The sequence below is a fragment of the Streptomyces sp. NPDC029014 genome, assembly GCF_055564695.1.
Genome location: NZ_JBVHVT010000094.1, coordinates 18,767 through 33,279 on the forward strand (window position 1 = coordinate 18,767; position 14,513 = coordinate 33,279).

General features: G+C 73.1%; 13 protein-coding genes and 3 tRNA genes. 6 read left to right on the forward strand and 10 right to left on the reverse strand.

All coding sequences use genetic code 11. From position 1 onward, the window contains the following. Positions 1-211: 211 nt before the first annotated feature. The 7 genes from ACZ4VL_RS34495 to purS all read right to left on the reverse strand — a co-directional run bounded on the left by ACZ4VL_RS34495 (position 212) and on the right by purS (position 6,707). Complete coding sequence (locus ACZ4VL_RS34495; protein WP_468208133.1) at positions 212-1,048, reverse strand: META domain-containing protein; 837 nt, start codon at positions 1,046-1,048, stop codon at positions 212-214. 50 nt (positions 1,049-1,098) lie between these two features. Further along, the gene (locus tag ACZ4VL_RS34500) at positions 1,099-1,890 is read right to left on the reverse strand and encodes a maleylpyruvate isomerase family mycothiol-dependent enzyme (RefSeq protein ID WP_468208135.1); all 792 of its coding nucleotides are present in this window, start codon (positions 1,888-1,890) and stop codon (positions 1,099-1,101) included. Positions 1,891-1,962: 72 nt separating this feature from the next. Further along, positions 1,963-2,778, reverse strand: a complete 816-nt coding sequence (locus ACZ4VL_RS34505) for a M23 family metallopeptidase (protein ID WP_468208162.1) — start codon at positions 2,776-2,778, stop codon at positions 1,963-1,965. A 74-nt stretch (positions 2,779-2,852) separates the two neighbouring features. Next, the gene (locus tag ACZ4VL_RS34510; protein WP_468208138.1) at positions 2,853-3,377 is read right to left on the reverse strand and encodes an ArsR/SmtB family transcription factor; all 525 of its coding nucleotides are present in this window, start codon (positions 3,375-3,377) and stop codon (positions 2,853-2,855) included. A 137-nt stretch (positions 3,378-3,514) separates the two neighbouring features. Beyond that, positions 3,515-5,764, reverse strand: coding sequence for a phosphoribosylformylglycinamidine synthase subunit PurL (gene purL, locus ACZ4VL_RS34515; RefSeq protein WP_468208141.1), 2,250 nt, complete (start codon positions 5,762-5,764; stop codon positions 3,515-3,517). Further along, positions 5,761-6,465 (reverse strand): phosphoribosylformylglycinamidine synthase subunit PurQ, encoded by a 705-nt coding sequence (gene purQ, locus ACZ4VL_RS34520; protein WP_468208144.1) that lies wholly within the window; start codon positions 6,463-6,465, stop codon positions 5,761-5,763. The genes purL and purQ overlap by 4 nt, the downstream gene beginning before the upstream one ends. Then, positions 6,462-6,707 (reverse strand): phosphoribosylformylglycinamidine synthase subunit PurS, encoded by a 246-nt coding sequence (purS, locus tag ACZ4VL_RS34525; protein WP_468208147.1) that lies wholly within the window; start codon positions 6,705-6,707, stop codon positions 6,462-6,464. Before purS ends, purQ begins: the two co-directional genes overlap by 4 nt. 373 nt (positions 6,708-7,080) lie before the next feature. Between purS and ACZ4VL_RS34530 the strand changes: the two genes are divergently transcribed. The 6 genes from ACZ4VL_RS34530 (at position 7,081) to ACZ4VL_RS34555 (ending at position 9,865) form a co-directional block, all read left to right on the forward strand. Beyond that, entirely contained in the window at positions 7,081-7,398 is a 318-nt protein-coding gene (locus ACZ4VL_RS34530; protein ID WP_468208149.1) for a histone-like nucleoid-structuring protein Lsr2, read from the forward strand. A gap of 99 nt (positions 7,399-7,497) precedes the next feature. Then, positions 7,498-7,569, forward strand: a tRNA-Gly gene (locus tag ACZ4VL_RS34535). A 79-nt stretch (positions 7,570-7,648) separates the two neighbouring features. Beyond that, positions 7,649-7,721: transfer RNA gene (locus ACZ4VL_RS34540), tRNA-Gly, on the forward strand. 199 nt (positions 7,722-7,920) lie between these two features. Further along, complete coding sequence (locus ACZ4VL_RS34545) at positions 7,921-9,159, forward strand: sensor histidine kinase (protein ID WP_468208151.1); 1,239 nt, start codon at positions 7,921-7,923, stop codon at positions 9,157-9,159. After that, a complete protein-coding gene (locus ACZ4VL_RS34550; RefSeq protein ID WP_468208154.1) occupies positions 9,156-9,767 on the forward strand; it encodes a response regulator in 612 nt (203 codons plus the stop codon). Before ACZ4VL_RS34545 ends, ACZ4VL_RS34550 begins: the two co-directional genes overlap by 4 nt. A gap of 22 nt (positions 9,768-9,789) precedes the next feature. Beyond that, positions 9,790-9,865, forward strand: a tRNA-Gly gene (locus tag ACZ4VL_RS34555). Between the two features lie 44 nt (positions 9,866-9,909). On the opposite strand, the gene ACZ4VL_RS34560 is transcribed toward ACZ4VL_RS34555, so the two are convergent. The 3 genes from ACZ4VL_RS34560 to ACZ4VL_RS34570 all read right to left on the reverse strand — a co-directional run bounded on the left by ACZ4VL_RS34560 (position 9,910) and on the right by ACZ4VL_RS34570 (position 14,194). Further along, positions 9,910-10,812: a phosphoribosylaminoimidazolesuccinocarboxamide synthase gene (locus ACZ4VL_RS34560; RefSeq protein WP_468208155.1), complete on the reverse strand. Its 903-nt coding sequence runs from the start codon at positions 10,810-10,812 to the stop codon at positions 9,910-9,912. An 87-nt stretch (positions 10,813-10,899) separates the two neighbouring features. Continuing rightward, the gene (locus ACZ4VL_RS34565; protein WP_468208157.1) at positions 10,900-12,354 is read right to left on the reverse strand and encodes a N,N-dimethylformamidase beta subunit family domain-containing protein; all 1,455 of its coding nucleotides are present in this window, start codon (positions 12,352-12,354) and stop codon (positions 10,900-10,902) included. Positions 12,355-12,595: 241 nt separating this feature from the next. Beyond that, on the reverse strand, positions 12,596-14,194 hold the full coding sequence (locus ACZ4VL_RS34570; protein WP_468208160.1) for a hypothetical protein: 1,599 nt from the start codon (positions 14,192-14,194) through the stop codon (positions 12,596-12,598). Positions 14,195-14,513: the final 319 nt, after the last annotated feature.

The window sequence follows — 14,513 nt, forward strand, 5'->3', positions numbered from 1 at the left end:
CGGACAGTCGGGTAACACCTGCGGAGGGTGACGGCCCGATATCCGGAATGCCGTGATTGGCAAGGGGGGCCGCGGATTCGTACGGGCTTCCGGGCCACCCTCTTCCGCCTCTGGAGACCCTGCCGTCACCCTTGTCGGGCCGGGTCCCGCACTGAGTTTCTTTTCCCTTTCTTTTCCTTTCCGCGCGGAGAGGGGTCCGCGGCCCCGGCGGTCATTCGGCGGCGGAGGCGGCCCGCGCGGTGAGGCCCTTGCCGTCGGCCGCCGTCAGGGTCAGCGTGCGGGCCTCGATCCGCCAGGCGAGCGGGCCGCTGCCGAGGAGTTCGGTCAGCGTCCGCTCCAGGTCGCCCTCAGGGCCCGTACAGGCCATTCGGGTCGTGGTGAGCTGGCCGAAAGTGATCCGTGGGCCGTCGATCCCGACCTCGGCGCTGAAGCGGTTGCAGCCGAGGCTGCCGCTCGCGCTGCCGTCGGCGCCGAGGGTGAACACGGCCCTGCCGGCGGCCGGCGCGGGCACGGAGGCCGCCGTGTCACCGCTGATCAGCCCGGTCACCGTCCACTCGGTGACGGTGAGCGGGGCGTCCGGCACCGGCGGCTTCGAGGTCAGCTCGACGGTGCCGGCGCCGGGGGAGGTCAGTACCAGCCGGTCGGCGGACTCCCGCCGCACCTCCAGCCGGCCCTTCAGCAGCTTGGCGAAGGCCGTCTCGAACTCCATGTGCTCGCAGGCCATGGCGGTGGAGGAGCCGGGCGTGACGCTGACGGCGGACGGTGCGGACCCGTCCTCGTAGGTCACGGCAGCCGTGAACCCGTTGCAGCCGTAGTTCCCCTTCGCCTCGGCCGTACGGGCGCCGGTGGGCTCGACCGCCAGGTGTGCGGCGGGCGGCGCGGTGAGGGTCCGGCCGTCCGCGGTCAGTCGCTCGACGGACCAGGAGCCCGAGAACCCGGGGCCCGGCAGGGTGCCGGCGGGGCCGGAACCGTCGGCGCAGGCCGTGGTGGCGGTGGCCAGGGCGAGTACGGCGGCCAGGGCCGCGGGGAAGTGCCGGAGTGGGGGCATGCCCCTGGGACGGACGCCGGACCCGGCCGGTTCCGCGCGCGGCACCGCGGTCAGCTCATCACCGGCAGCAGCGCCGCGAGGTCGGCCCGCTCGCCGCTGGCCGTGACCCGGGCGTCGGCGACCGCCGAGGCCCAGTCCTGCCGGCCCGTGGCCAGCCTGATCCAGGTCAGCGGGTCGGTCTCCACCACGCTCGGCGGAGTGCCGCGGGTGTGCCGGGGGCCTTCGATGCACTGGACCACCGCGAAGGGCGGGATGCGCACCTCGACCGATCCGCCGGGCGCCTTGAGGGCGAGGGCGTCGGCGAGCAGCCGGGTGCAGGCGGCGAGCGCCTGCCGCTCGATCGGGACGGCCAGCCCGGCGGCCCGGTTGAGGTCGTCGGTGTGCACGACGAGCTCCACGGTCCGGGTGACGAGGAAGTCGGCCAGCGTCATGTCCCCGACCCAGAGGGCGAGGACCCGGCTGCCCGGGTTCGCGTCCAGTGCCTCGGACAGCCGGGCGCCCGCGTGCGCGAACAGCTCGGCCGCCGGGGCGCCCTCCAGGGTCTCCTTGGCGGCCTCCGCGATCTTCCCGGCGAGGGAGGCGGTGGCGGAGGGCCATTCCACGGCCGTCAGCTCGGGCACGGCCGCCGGCGGACGGGCGAGCCCGGCGGCCAGCGAGTCGGCGATCCAGGCGATGTGGGCGGCCAGGTCGGCCACGGTCCAGTCGCCGAGCCCGCTGTCCCGGCCGAGCTGTTCGGGGGTCAGTTCCCGGACGGCGTCGGCGATGTGGGCGAACTGCGCGGTGACGGCCGCACGGATCTTCGCGGCGTCGTAGGTACGGGTGCGACGGGTCCTGGATGCCATGCGGCGAGTCTGCCCGATCGGCCGCGGCCACCGCAGCCACCGCGGGTGCGGCGGCCGCGGGCCGGGCCGGCGTCAGGGGCGCGGGCCGGCGTCGAACACCTCGCCGTTCGCGGGGACCCCGATGCCGTGCCAGCCGAAGGGCAGGCCCCTGGCGGTGTCCGGGTCGGGCCCGTCCATCAGCTGGAAGTGCACGTGGGGCTCGGTGGAGTTCCCGGAGTTCCCGCACGCGGCGAGCGGCTGCCCGGCGGTGACCCGGTCGCCCGCCCGGACCTTCAGCGAGCCGCGCCGCAGGTGCGCGTAGAGGGCGTACGTGCCGTCGCCGAGGTCCAGGACGAGGTGGTTGCCGAGGATCCATCCGGGGCCGCCGAGGTCCCGGAACGAGGCCTCGACCAGGAGCAGCCACAGCAGCGCCGGCCAGGAGGTGCGGCTGAGGTGGTCACGGCGGCGGCCGGCCGCCCGGACCACCACCGCGTCGGCGACCGCGTACACCGGCGCACCGAAGGCGGGGAAGGCGCGGGCCGGACGGAACGGCGGCCAGAGCGGGGAGAAACCGGGGTGCGGGGGATCCTGCGGGCCGGGCTCGGCCGTGATGTCGATGGCGCAGGCCTGCCCCAGCCGGTGGGTTCCGTGGCTCGGGACCTTGTCCGCGGGGCTGTTGACCGCGGACCAGCGGCCGGCCACCGGCGGTGCGACCAGCCGGGCGGGCTCGGCCGTGCGGGGTGCTCGGGCGGCCAGCCGGCCGGCGCAGAACGTGAGGAGCACGGCGGCCCCGGCGGGCAGCCACACCCAGCGGGTGTCGGCGGGGAATCCGAGACCGAGGTCGGTGGCGATGAGCAGCAGGAACAGCAGCCAGCAGCCCCGGTAGGCCCGGTGCACCGCCTTCCGCAGCCGGGCGGGCGGGGCCGGAGCGGGAGCAGGAGCAGGAACCGCCGTGTCCGCCGCGCCCGAGGTCTCCGCCCGCGTCACGGTGTGGCCGCCGCGAAGGCGACGAGCAGCGGGACGACCCGGCCGCCGGGGACCTCGTACCGCCCGCGCCCGGTGGTGTGCAGCCAGCCGGCCGCGGTGAGCTGGCGCAGGTGGTGGTAGACCTGCCCGCTGGTGCCGACCCCGTCGAGCGCGGTCAGCTCGGCGGCGGTCCGCCGCCCGGCCAGGACCTCCCGCAGCAGTCGGATCCGTACGGGGCTGCCGAGCGCGGCGAGGGCGTCGGCGGTGCGCTGCCGGTCCTCCGCGGGATCGCCGAGGAGTTCCGCGGTGGGGAAGCCCTGCTGCCACTCGTACCGCTCGCCGGTGGGGAGCCCGACGGCACCCGTGAACAGTACGCCGCCGGTGTCGGCGCCGAGCTCGGCGAGCTGCGCCTTGAAGCCCTCCAGCGCCCAGAAGTCCCCTTCCGGGTGGGCGGGTTGGGGCCGCTGGGTTTCCTGCGGTTCCCGTGCTTCGAGTGCTGCCAGCCGTCGTTCGAGCTCGGCCACGCGCGCTTCGAGATCCATACTGCGAAGTTACGTCATTACGTAATCCCGTACAAGAGTCCCTCCGGGTGGATGCGGCGCCGGTCCCGGAAAACGCCGGACCCCCGGCCCGCCGGTGCGGGTCGGGGGTCCGGTCCGACGGATCGGACGGGCGCGGATCAGGCCAGCAGGGCCGGGATCGTCGCCTCGTGGGCCTCGCGGAGCTCGGCCAGCGGGATCGTGAACTCGCCCTGGACCTCGATCTCCTCGCCGTCCACGACACCGATGCGGGTGGCGGGCAGGCCGCGCGCACCGCACATGTCGGTGAAGCGGAGCTCCTCGCTGCGCGGGACGGCCACGACGGCCCGGCCCGCGGACTCGGAGAACAGGAAGGTGAAGGCGTCCAGGCCCTCGGGCACCACGAGCCGGGCACCGTTGCCGCCGCGCAGGCAGGACTCGGTGAGCGCCTGGATCACGCCGCCGTCCGAGAGGTCGTGCGCCGCGTCGACCATGCCGTCGCGGGACGCCGAGATCAGGATCTCGGCGAGCAGCTTCTCGCGCCCCAGGTCCACCTTGGGCGGCAGGCCGCCGAGGTGGTCGTGGACCACCTGCGACCAGGCCGAACCGCCGAACTCCTCGGCGGTGTCGCCGAGCAGGTAGAGCAGCTGGCCGGCCTCCGCGAACGCCATCGGCGTACGGCGGTTGACGTCGTCGATCACACCGAGGACCGCCACGACCGGGGTCGGGTGGATCGCGGTCTCGCCGGTCTGGTTGTACAGCGAGACGTTGCCGCCGGTGACCGGGGTGCCCAGCTCCAGGCAGCCGTCCGCGAGACCGCGGCAGGCCTCGGCGAACTGCCACATGACGCCCGGGTCCTCGGGCGAGCCGAAGTTCAGGCAGTCGGAGACGGCCAGCGGCTTGGCGCCGGTCGCGGCGACATTGCGGTACGCCTCGGCCAGGGCCAGCTGCGCGCCCGCGTACGGGTCGAGCTTGGCGAAGCGGCCGTTACCGTCGGTGGCCATGGCGACGCCGAGGTTCGACTCCTCGTCGATGCGGACGATGCCCGCGTCCTCGGGCTGCGCGAGGACGGTGTTGCCCTGCACGAAGCGGTCGTACTGGTCGGTGACCCAGGACTTCGAGGCCTGGTTCGGGGAGGAGACCAGGGCCAGGACCTGCGCGCGGAGCTCCTCGGAGGTCTGCGGGCGGGGCAGCTTCGCCGCGTCGTCCGCCTGGAGGGCGTCCTGCCACTCCGGGCGGGCGTACGGGCGCTGGTAGACCGGGCCCTCGTGGGCGACGGTGCCCGGCGGGACGTCGACGATCTGCTCGCCGTGCCAGAAGATCTCCAGGCGCTCGCCGTCGGTCACCTCACCGATGACGGTGGCGATGACGTCCCACTTCTCGCAGATCTCCATGAAGCGGTCGACGTGCTGAGGCTCGACGATCGCGCACATGCGCTCCTGCGACTCGCTCATGAGGATCTCCTCGGGCGAGAGCGTCGCGTCGCGCAGCGGCACGGTGTCGAGCTCGACGCGCATGCCGCCGGAACCGGCCGAGGCCAGCTCGGAGGTGGCGCAGGACAGGCCGGCGCCGCCGAGGTCCTGGATGCCCGCGACCAGCTTCTCCTTGAAGATCTCCAGGGTGCACTCGATGAGGAGCTTCTCCTGGAAGGGGTCGCCGACCTGGACCGCCGGGCGCTTGGTGGGCTTGGTGTCGTCGAAGGTCTCGGACGCGAGGACCGAGACGCCGCCGATGCCGTCGCCGCCCGTGCGGGCGCCGTAGAGGATGACCTTGTTGCCGGGGCCGGAGGCCTTGGCGAGGTGGATGTCCTCGTGCTTCATCACGCCGATGCAGCCGGCGTTGACCAGCGGGTTGCCCTGGTAGCAGGAGTCGAAGACGACCTCGCCGCCGATGTTGGGCAGGCCCAGGCAGTTGCCGTAGCCGCCGATGCCCGCGACGACGCCCGGCAGGACGCGCTTGGTGTCGGGGTGGTCGGCCGCGCCGAAGCGGAGCGGGTCGACGACGGCGACCGGGCGGGCACCCATGGCGAGGATGTCGCGGACAATGCCGCCGACGCCGGTCGCCGCACCCTGGTAGGGCTCGATGTACGAGGGGTGGTTGTGCGACTCGACCTTGAAGGTGACCGCGTAGCCCTGGCCGACGTCGACGACACCGGCGTTCTCGCCGATCCCGACGAGCATCGCGTCGTTCTCGGGGGCCTTCTCGCCGAACTGGCGCAGGTGGACCTTGCTGCTCTTGTACGAGCAGTGCTCGGACCACATGACCGAGTACATGGCGAGCTCGGCACCGGTGGGGCGGCGGCCGAGGATCTCCCGGATCCGCTGGTACTCGTCCTCCTTGAGGCCGAGTTCCTTCCAGGGCTGCGCCGAGTCCGGGGTCTCGGCGGCGTGCTTGACGGTGTCCAGAGTCATGCGCTTACCAGCTTCTTCAAGACCGAGGTGAAGAACGGCAGGCCGTCGGTGCCGCCCGTTCCGACCAGCGGGTCGACCGCGTGCTCGGGGTGCGGCATGAGGCCGACGACGTTGCCCGCGGCGTTGGTGATGCCGGCGATGTCGTTCAGCGACCCGTTGGGGTTGCCGTATCCATGGGCGGCTTCGCCGCGGGCGAGGTAGCGGAAGGCCACGCGGCCCTCGCCCTCCAGCTCGTCCAGGGTGCGCTGGTCGGCGACGTAGCGGCCGTCCATGTTCTTGAGCGGGACGGAGATCTCCTGGCCCTGCTCGTAGTCGCCGGTCCAGGAGGTTCCGGCGTTCTCGACGCGGAGCTTCTGGTCGCGGCAGATGAAGTGCAGGTGGTTGTTGCGGAGCATCGCGCCCGGCAGCAGGTGGGCCTCGGTGAGGACCTGGAAGCCGTTGCAGATGCCCAGGACCGGCATGCCGGCCCTGGCCTGCTCGATGATGGTCTCCATCACCGGCGAGAACCGGGAGATGGCACCGGCGCGCAGGTAGTCGCCGTACGAGAAGCCGCCCGCGAGGACGACCGCGTCGACCTGGTGCAGGTCCTTGTCGCGGTGCCACAGCGAGACCGGCTCGGCGCCTGCGAGGCGGACGGCGCGCAGCGAGTCACGGTCGTCCAGCGTTCCGGGGAACGTGACGACACCGATGCGAGCGGTCACGACTCCACCTTGACGACGAAGTCTTCGATGACGGTGTTGGCGAGGAACGTTTCGGCCATCTTGTGGATGCGGTCGAGGGCGGCCTGGTCGACCGGACCGTCCACTTCCAGCTCGAAGCGCTTCCCCTGGCGGACGTCGGCGATGCCCTCGAAGCCCAGGCGCGGCAGTGCACGCTGCACCGCCTGGCCCTGGGGGTCGAGGATCTCCGGCTTGAGCATGACGTCGACTACGACGCGTGCCACTGGCACTCCCGATGGGTGGTTGGTGCGAAGGCGGTTCCTTCAGCGTACCCGCCCGAAATTTCTACGCGGGTAGATTTCCGAAGGGGGTCCACGAGCCCCTCTCCGGACCCCTCCGACGCGGGCCCCTTTCGGCTTCACCAACGCTTCGCAAAATCCACCGGAAAACCACGTGCCCGGGATTGCGGCGGGACACGCGGAGATAATTAACTGGGCTTCGCAATGCAATGGGAATCGAGGTACAAAGGAATCCTCCGCAGCGCGGCATTTGCCGCTCCGCACCCGGTAGCGAAAGACGCATTGCTCCGAAACATCCACACAGGCGACATCACCGCACGTCAGCGGCGGCGGCTGTCGCGCGAAGGGACCGATATCCGTGGCGCAGCGCGTAGTGGTCACACTCTCCGACGACATCGACGGCGGAGAAGCGGCGGAAACGGTCACGTTCGGCCTGGACGGTAGGTCCTACGAGATCGACCTGAATCTGACCAACGCCGAGAAACTGAGGGACGTCCTCGCCCCGTACATGGCCGCCGGACGCCGACAGGCCCGCTCCGGGAAGGCCTTCAAGCACACCTCCCTCGCCCCCGACCCGGCGGTCGTCCGGGCCTGGGCCCGGTCGCACGACTTCGACGTGCCCCCGCGGGGCCGCATCCCCAAGCGGGTCTACGAGGCCTACCACCAGGCCCACTGAGGCGGACCCCGAGGCCGATTTGGCATCCACCCCCTCCCGTCCGCTAGTGTGTGGATCACGCCGAGGGGCGAGACCGCAGGTCAGAGCCTCGAAGGTCGTGCGGGTGTAGTTCAGTAGCAGAACATCCCCCTTCCAGGGGGAAGGCGCAGTGTGCGATTCCTGTCACCCGCTCGCAAGGCTTTACCGACCACTCCGGTGGATCAGGTAGAGTGATGCACGCATCGCCCGGCCGAAACGCCGGAGCGGGCATGCGGACGTAGCTCAGTTGGTAGAGCACCACCTTGCCAAGGTGGATGTCGCGAGTTCGAGTCTCGTCGTCCGCTCAGAGTGCAAAGGCCCTGATCATCGATCAGGGCCTTTGTCGTATGCGCTCGCAGAACGACCTGCCGGCGACCTGCCGCGTACTGACAAATGTCATCGGGGGCGATGACCACGCCCACTGGTGCGACGAAGGGCCCGCCGCAAGGCTGGAGCCATGGGGAAGAGCACCCGCCGCAGGGTGATCGGGGGAATCGGGGAACCGTGTCGAAACTCACCGGATGGTGGAAGGACCGCAGCAGCGCGGGCAAGGTCGAGCTCTACACCCGGTGGTCGTTCCACTTCTTCATGGTCATCGAGATCTTCTCCTTCGGCCTGGCCCCGATCGGCATGGCCGCCGAGAAGGGCATCGCGCGGCCGGTCGCGCTCGGGGCGCTGCTCGTCGTCCTCGCGCACGCCGTGACCACGGCGTTCCTCTCCTCCCGGGCCCTGGACTGGCTGGTGGGCCGCCGGGAGCGGCCGGTACGGCTCGCGATGGCGACGACCGTCGCGGCCGCCGCCGCCTGCCTCGCCCTCCTGGTGCTCCGCAAGACGGGGCACTTCCCCGAGGAGGCGGCCCCGTCGATGGTGGTCGGCCTGGCCAGCTTCACCGGCGGGTCGCTCGTGCTCTGCATGAACCGGGTCCGCCGGATGTGGTGCGTTGCCCCGGCCTGGGCACTCGGCACGGGAACGGCGGTGCTGGCCGTGGGCCTGCCCGTGAAAGAGGCCCTCGGTTACGCGGTCGCGGTGCTGCTGGGCGGCCTGTTCATATGCCTGGCCTGCGGGTTCTCGGGCTGGCTGCTGAAGATGGTCTACGAGCTGGACCACGCCCGCGAGCTCCAGGCCCAGCTGGCCGTCGCCGAGGAGCGGCTGCGCTTCGGACGCGACCTGCACGACGTGATGGGCCGCAACCTCGCCGTCATCGCCCTCAAGAGCGAGCTGGCGGTCCAGCTGGCCCGGCGCGAACGCCCGGAGGCCGTCACCCAGATGATCGAGGTGCAGCGGATCGCCCGCGAGTCGCAGCGCGAGGTGCGCGACGTCGTCCGCGGCTACCGGGAGGCCGACCTCGCGGCGGAGCTGGAGGGCGCACGGGGCGTGCTGAGCGCGGCCGGGATGGACTGCCAAGTCGAGGCCGAACCAGGGCGGAAGCTGCGCCCCGAGGTGCAGTCGGCGCTCGGCTGGGTGGTCCGGGAGGCCACCACGAACGTCCTGCGGCACGGCGACGCGCGCCACTGCGTGATACGCCTCACGGCCCCCGAGGACGGCGAACTGACCCTGGTGGTGGAGAACGACGGGGCACCCCAAGTGCCGGCCGGGCCGCCCGGCTCCGGACTCGCCGGGCTGCGCGAGCGCCTCGCCGTGCTCGACGGCACGCTCGACGCCGGCCCGGTGGGCGACGGACGGTTCCGGCTCCGGGCCCGTATCCCGGGCCGCCAACTGCGAGGACTGGAGGTGCGGGCGTGAGCCCCGTACGCGTACTGCTGGCCGACGACGAGCACCTGATCCGCGGGGCGCTCGCCGCCCTGCTCGCCCTGGAGGACGACCTGCTGGTCGTCGCAGAGGCGGCCTCGGGGCCGGAGGCCCTGGCGATGGCGCGCGCCCACCGGCCGGACGTGGCCGTGCTGGACCTGCAGATGCCCGGGGCGGACGGTGTGAGCGTGGCCACGTCCCTGAAGGCCGAACTCCCCGAGTGCAGGACCATGATCGTGACCAGCCACGGGCGGCCCGGCCACCTCAAGCGTGCCCTGGCGGCCGGAGTGCGGGCCTTCGCACCGAAGACGGTGTCGGCGCAGCGGCTCGCCGAGCTGATCCGGACGGTGCACGCCGGAGGTCGGTACGTGGACCCCGAGTTGGCGGCCGACGCCATCAGCGCGGGGGACTCGCCGCTGACCGCCCGCGAGGCCGAGGTGCTGGAACTGGCCGGGGACGGGGCACCGGTGGCGGAGATCGCGGAACGCGCGGGCCTGTCGCAGGGGACCGTGCGCAACTACCTGTCGTCGGCGGCCTCGAAGATCGGTGCGGAGAACCGGCACGCCGCGGTGCGTCTCGCGCGCGAGCGCGGTTGGGTATAGTGGTTCCCGCGCCACGGCGCATGCGGACATAGCTCAGTTGGTAGAGCACCACCTTGCCAAGGTGGATGTCGCGAGTTCGAGTCTCGTTGTCCGCTCCAGAAGGAAGAAGCCCCCGGTCTCGGACCGGGGGCTTCTTCGTCTCTCAGGACCAGTTCTGGCCGGTGAGCCGCTCGTACGCCTCGATGTACTTGGCGCGGGTCTGCTCGACGACCTCCTGCGGAAGGGCCGGCGGCGGGAGTTCGCCCTTCGGGTCCCAGCCGGAGGCCGGGGAGGACAGCCAGTTGCGGACGAACTGCTTGTCGAAGGAGGGCTGGGCACGGCCCGGCTCCCACAGGTCGGCCGGCCAGAAGCGGGAGGAGTCCGGGGTCAGCACCTCGTCGGCGGCGACCAGGGTGCCGTCCGCGTCGAAACCGAACTCGAACTTGGTGTCCGCCAGGATGATCCCCCGCTCGCGGGCGATGTCCCGGGCCCGGCCGTACACGGCCAGGGTGGTCTGGCGCAGCAGCGCGGCGGTCTCGGCGCCAGTGGTGCGCGCGACCTCCTCGTAGGAGACGTTCTCGTCGTGCTCGCCGACCTCGGCCTTGGCCGCCGGCGTGAAGATCGGCGCGGGCAGCTCGGAGCCGTCGACGAGGCCCTCGGGCAGGGCGAGCCCGCAGACCGTACGGGTCTGGTCGTACTCGACGAGGCCGGAGCCGGTGAGGTAGCCGCGGGCCACGCACTCCACCGGAACCATCGTCAGGTTCTTGCAGATCAGCGTGCGGCCCGCCCAGTCCGCGGGGGCGCCCGCGGGGAGGTCCGTGCCGATCACGTGGTTCGGGACGAGGTCCGCGAGCTGCTCGAACCACCACAGCGAGAGCTGCGTGAGGACCCGGCCCTTGTCGGGGATCTCGGTCGGCAGCACCCAGTCGAAGGCGGACATCCGGTCGCTGGCGACCATGACGAGGTTGCCGTCCCCGTCGCGGTAGAGGTCGCGCACCTTGCCGGTGTGGAGGTGGACGAGGCCTGGAACCTGAACCGGCTCGGGCTTTTCGACGAATCCGGACACGGGGTCTCCCTGTGGTTCTGTACGAAGCGCAGCCCCATTCTCCCGCACCCGTCCGCGCGGGCGGACGACGGGTCCGGCCCGGGCGGGTCAGCCCCGCTTGCAGATCCGGTCCAGGAGGTTGGCCGTGGCCCGCTGGATCCGCTCGTCCACGTGGCCCGGGCGGTCGAGGGCCGGGGACCAGGCGAAGGTGCCCGACGCGAAGACGAGGGCGCCGCTGGGGGCCCGGTACAGGGAGGTCTCCTGGTGGCGCTTGGCCCCGTCGCCGTCCCGGTACGGGGAGTGCGCCAGCAGGATCCGGTCCCGGTGCTCGGGCAGCTGGGTGCGGGGGAAGTACCGGTCGGCCTCGCCCGCGACCAGGCCGGGCAGCTCGTCGTTCTCACCGGCGCCCGTGGATTCCCACAGCCAGTGCGAGGCGTTGCGCACGATCAGCGGCGCCGGCTCGGGGACCCGCCCCGCGTACTGGATGCCGAGCAGCTGCTGTTCGGGGCGGTCGACCTCGCGCCACAGGCTGGGGCGGCCGGGGCCGCGGCGCTTGCGGCAGGTCAGGAGCCGGTCGGCGACCCCCGACGGGGAGGGCGCCAGCTCGACCTGCCAGTACATGGTGTTGGCGGACAGGAACACCAGCGAGGTGCCCTGGTCACGGGCGCGCTCGGCGGCCCGGCGCATGGCGGCCGACCAGTACTCGTCGTGGCCGGGGAAGACGAGGCCGCGGTAGCGGGAGGGATCGACGCGGCCGGCGTGCAGGTCGCGGGCGTCGGCGTAGGCGAGGTCGTAGCCGTACCGCTCGGCCCAGCGGATGAAGTCGTAGGCGTGGCCCACGTGCAGGGGCAGGCCCGTGCCCGCGTAGGGGCGGTCGAAGGAGACCGTGACGGCGGCGTCCTGCGTGCCGAGGAGCCGGCCGTCGTCGTCCCAGGCGTGGTAGAGGCTCGCGCCGGTGCGGCCGTCCTCGGGGTAGAGGTTGTACGCCTGCCAGGTGATGTCGGGCAGCAGGAGCAGCAGGTCGGCGGGGCGGCCGTCGCGCACGGTGAAGGGGATGTGGGAGCGGTAGCCGTCGGCGGTGGTGAGCACGGCCACGTACGCCCCGGTGTTCCAGTGCTCCGGGACCCGGAGCCGCCAGGACAACCACCAGTGGTGGCAGGAGACCGTGCGGTCGGCGGTGAGCGGCGGCGGCTGGACGATGCCGGACAGGCGCGGGCTGGTGGTGATCCTCGCGGCGCCGGCGCCGCCGTAGTGGCCGATGCGGTGGACGTCGACGGAGAACGGCTGGGGCGGGTCCACGGTGATGTGGAAGTCGATGCTCTCGCCGGGGGCCACGGCGCCGGCGGAGGTGAACCCCTTGATCTGCCGGTGCACGTCGTCGGCGGTACGGGGGCCGGTGTCGGGGGACCGGCCGGGGGCCGCGTACCAGGGCACGACGCGGCCGGTGGCGTCGACGTGCGGCTCGCTGCCGCGGAGCCACGGCAGCGGGCCCTGCCCGAAGGGGTCGTTCACCGCGTGGGCGAGCGCCCCTGACTCCCATCGCCGGATCCGGTCCGCACCCATTCCGCTCCCCTCCCTCGCTCCCCCGAACGGCTTCTGCACACGGCGGCGCGGCACGGTCCAGGAAGTCCGGCGGCGGCCGGTCCCAGCACATCACATGACGCGCTCGTTCCGTCACCGTTCGCCACAACCGGGGCCAGGGATACGACGGGGGATCCGGCCCGCGAACCGGCCGAGGAGGAACGCTCGGCGTGCGCCCGGGGTGGGCGGTGTGCGGCCGGGGTACGCGGGGGGGGGCGGCCGGTCAGACCAGGCGGACCGGTTTCTCGGGGCGGATACCCAGCTCGGCCAGCCAGTCGCGCAGCGGCTCCGGATCGCCGTCCTCGACCAGGCTCAGTACGCGGGGGGCCAGGTCCGAGCGGCGCTCGCCACCCGCCAGCAGGACCGGTCCGTCCAGCCAGTCCAGGCCCGGGGCGGCGCCGACGCAGTCCACCGCCGCGCAGCACACCAAGGCCGTCACGTGGTCAGCGAGCAGGTCCCGGCCGCTCCTCGGCGGCTGCAGCGGGAAGAGGGGGACGGTGTCCGCACCGCGGGCCACCACGGAGCGGCGGCCTCCGGAGCGTTCTTCCCTGGCCAGGTCGCCGCTGAGCCGGCCGGCCAGGGCCTCCCCGGCCCCGCCGTCGCCGCCGGCCTCCGCCAGGTAGCCGAGGACCCGGTCCAGTGTGGGACCCGCTCCCGGGGGCACGGCCAGGGCGTCCAGCGCCCCCTGCAACCGGGCTGCCTCCGCCCGCCAGGTGCGGTCCACGACCTCCTCCGGGTACGCCGCCCAGTCCACCGGTGCCCAGTCCGGCCCGACCTCGGCCGGGCCGCCGTGGAAGAGCCGCGCGGCGAGCAGCGAGGCCGCCTCGTCGACGGCGCCGGGCCGCTCCAGCAGGTCGCACGCGGGCCGCTCGCCCAGCCGGGAGGCGAAGCCGTCGGCCATCCGGTCCCGCCGGGACAGCTCGGTCAGCGCGGACACCACCCCGGCGTCGAGGTGCGAGGGCCACCGACCCATCCGCCACGCAGGCAGCGCCACCCGCGTCAGCAGCCGGTCCCACCCCGCGTACGCGAGGCCCACCTGCTCCTGGGCGACGATCCGCAGCCCGTAGTCCACCCGCTGCGCCCGGTCCGAGGCGGCCGCGGCCACCCCTCGCTCCATCTCGGCGGCGTCCTCCCGGCACAGCCGCAGCAGCAGCCGCGCCGGTCCGCCGATCCAGCCGAGGCCGGGCCGGTCGGCCACGTCCACGGCGGCGTCCAGCCCGCGCACGAAGCCGCGGGCATCGGCTATGTCGGGGTGCGCCGAAGGCCCCGTACCGGCGACGACCGGCGCGAGCACCGCCCGCAGCTCGGCGACCCGCATCCACCACAGGAACGGCGAGCCGATCACCAGCACGGGCGCCGCGCCCGGCTCCGTCCCTGGGCCGGCGGGCCGGCCGCGGCGCCGGTGGGCGGCATGCGTGCGGTCCTCCAGCCAGCTGTCGCAGTCCGGCGTCAGGGCTATCGCGGAGGGCGCCGGCACCTCCATGCGGTCGGCCAGATCGCGCACCAGCCTGTACAGGTCGGGCGCCTCGGCCTCGGTCAGCGGCACGGTCGGCGTCACGGCGGGGCCGGCCCGCACCACCACCGCGGTGAAGATCCCGCCCACCAGCAGCACCAGCACGGCGACCGCACACACGACGAGGGTCACCAGCGGCCAGGGGTCCCCGGCCAGCCATCCGGTCATCCGGGCGGAGACCAGCACCACCGCGAGGGCGGCGGGCAGCAGGCCGACGGCCAGCGCCCTGCTGCGCACGCGCAGCACGGCCAGGGCCCGGGAGCGCGCGGACGGCGGGCTCCCTTCCCGATACGAACCGGTTCCGGACACGACCGGACCTCACCCCCTCTGCCCTGCGGCGGTTTTGCTCACTCCCCCACTGTGACACCCGCCACTGACATCGCAATGCCGGTGGGCCAAGTGCCGGAATGCTTGCGCCGCACCCTAGTTGGGGAGCGCGCGGCAGTCAGCCAGACGGCAGGACGATCACCCGATGGAATGGCTTTGGCTAAAGCTGCTGCGTTCGAACGCGGCTGGATGCACTCGCACACGGACATGCGCGCGGGGGGGGGGGGGGGGGGGGGGGGGGGGGGGGGGGGGGGGTGGGGGGGGGGGGGGTGGGGGGGGGGGGGGGGGGGGGGGGGGGGGT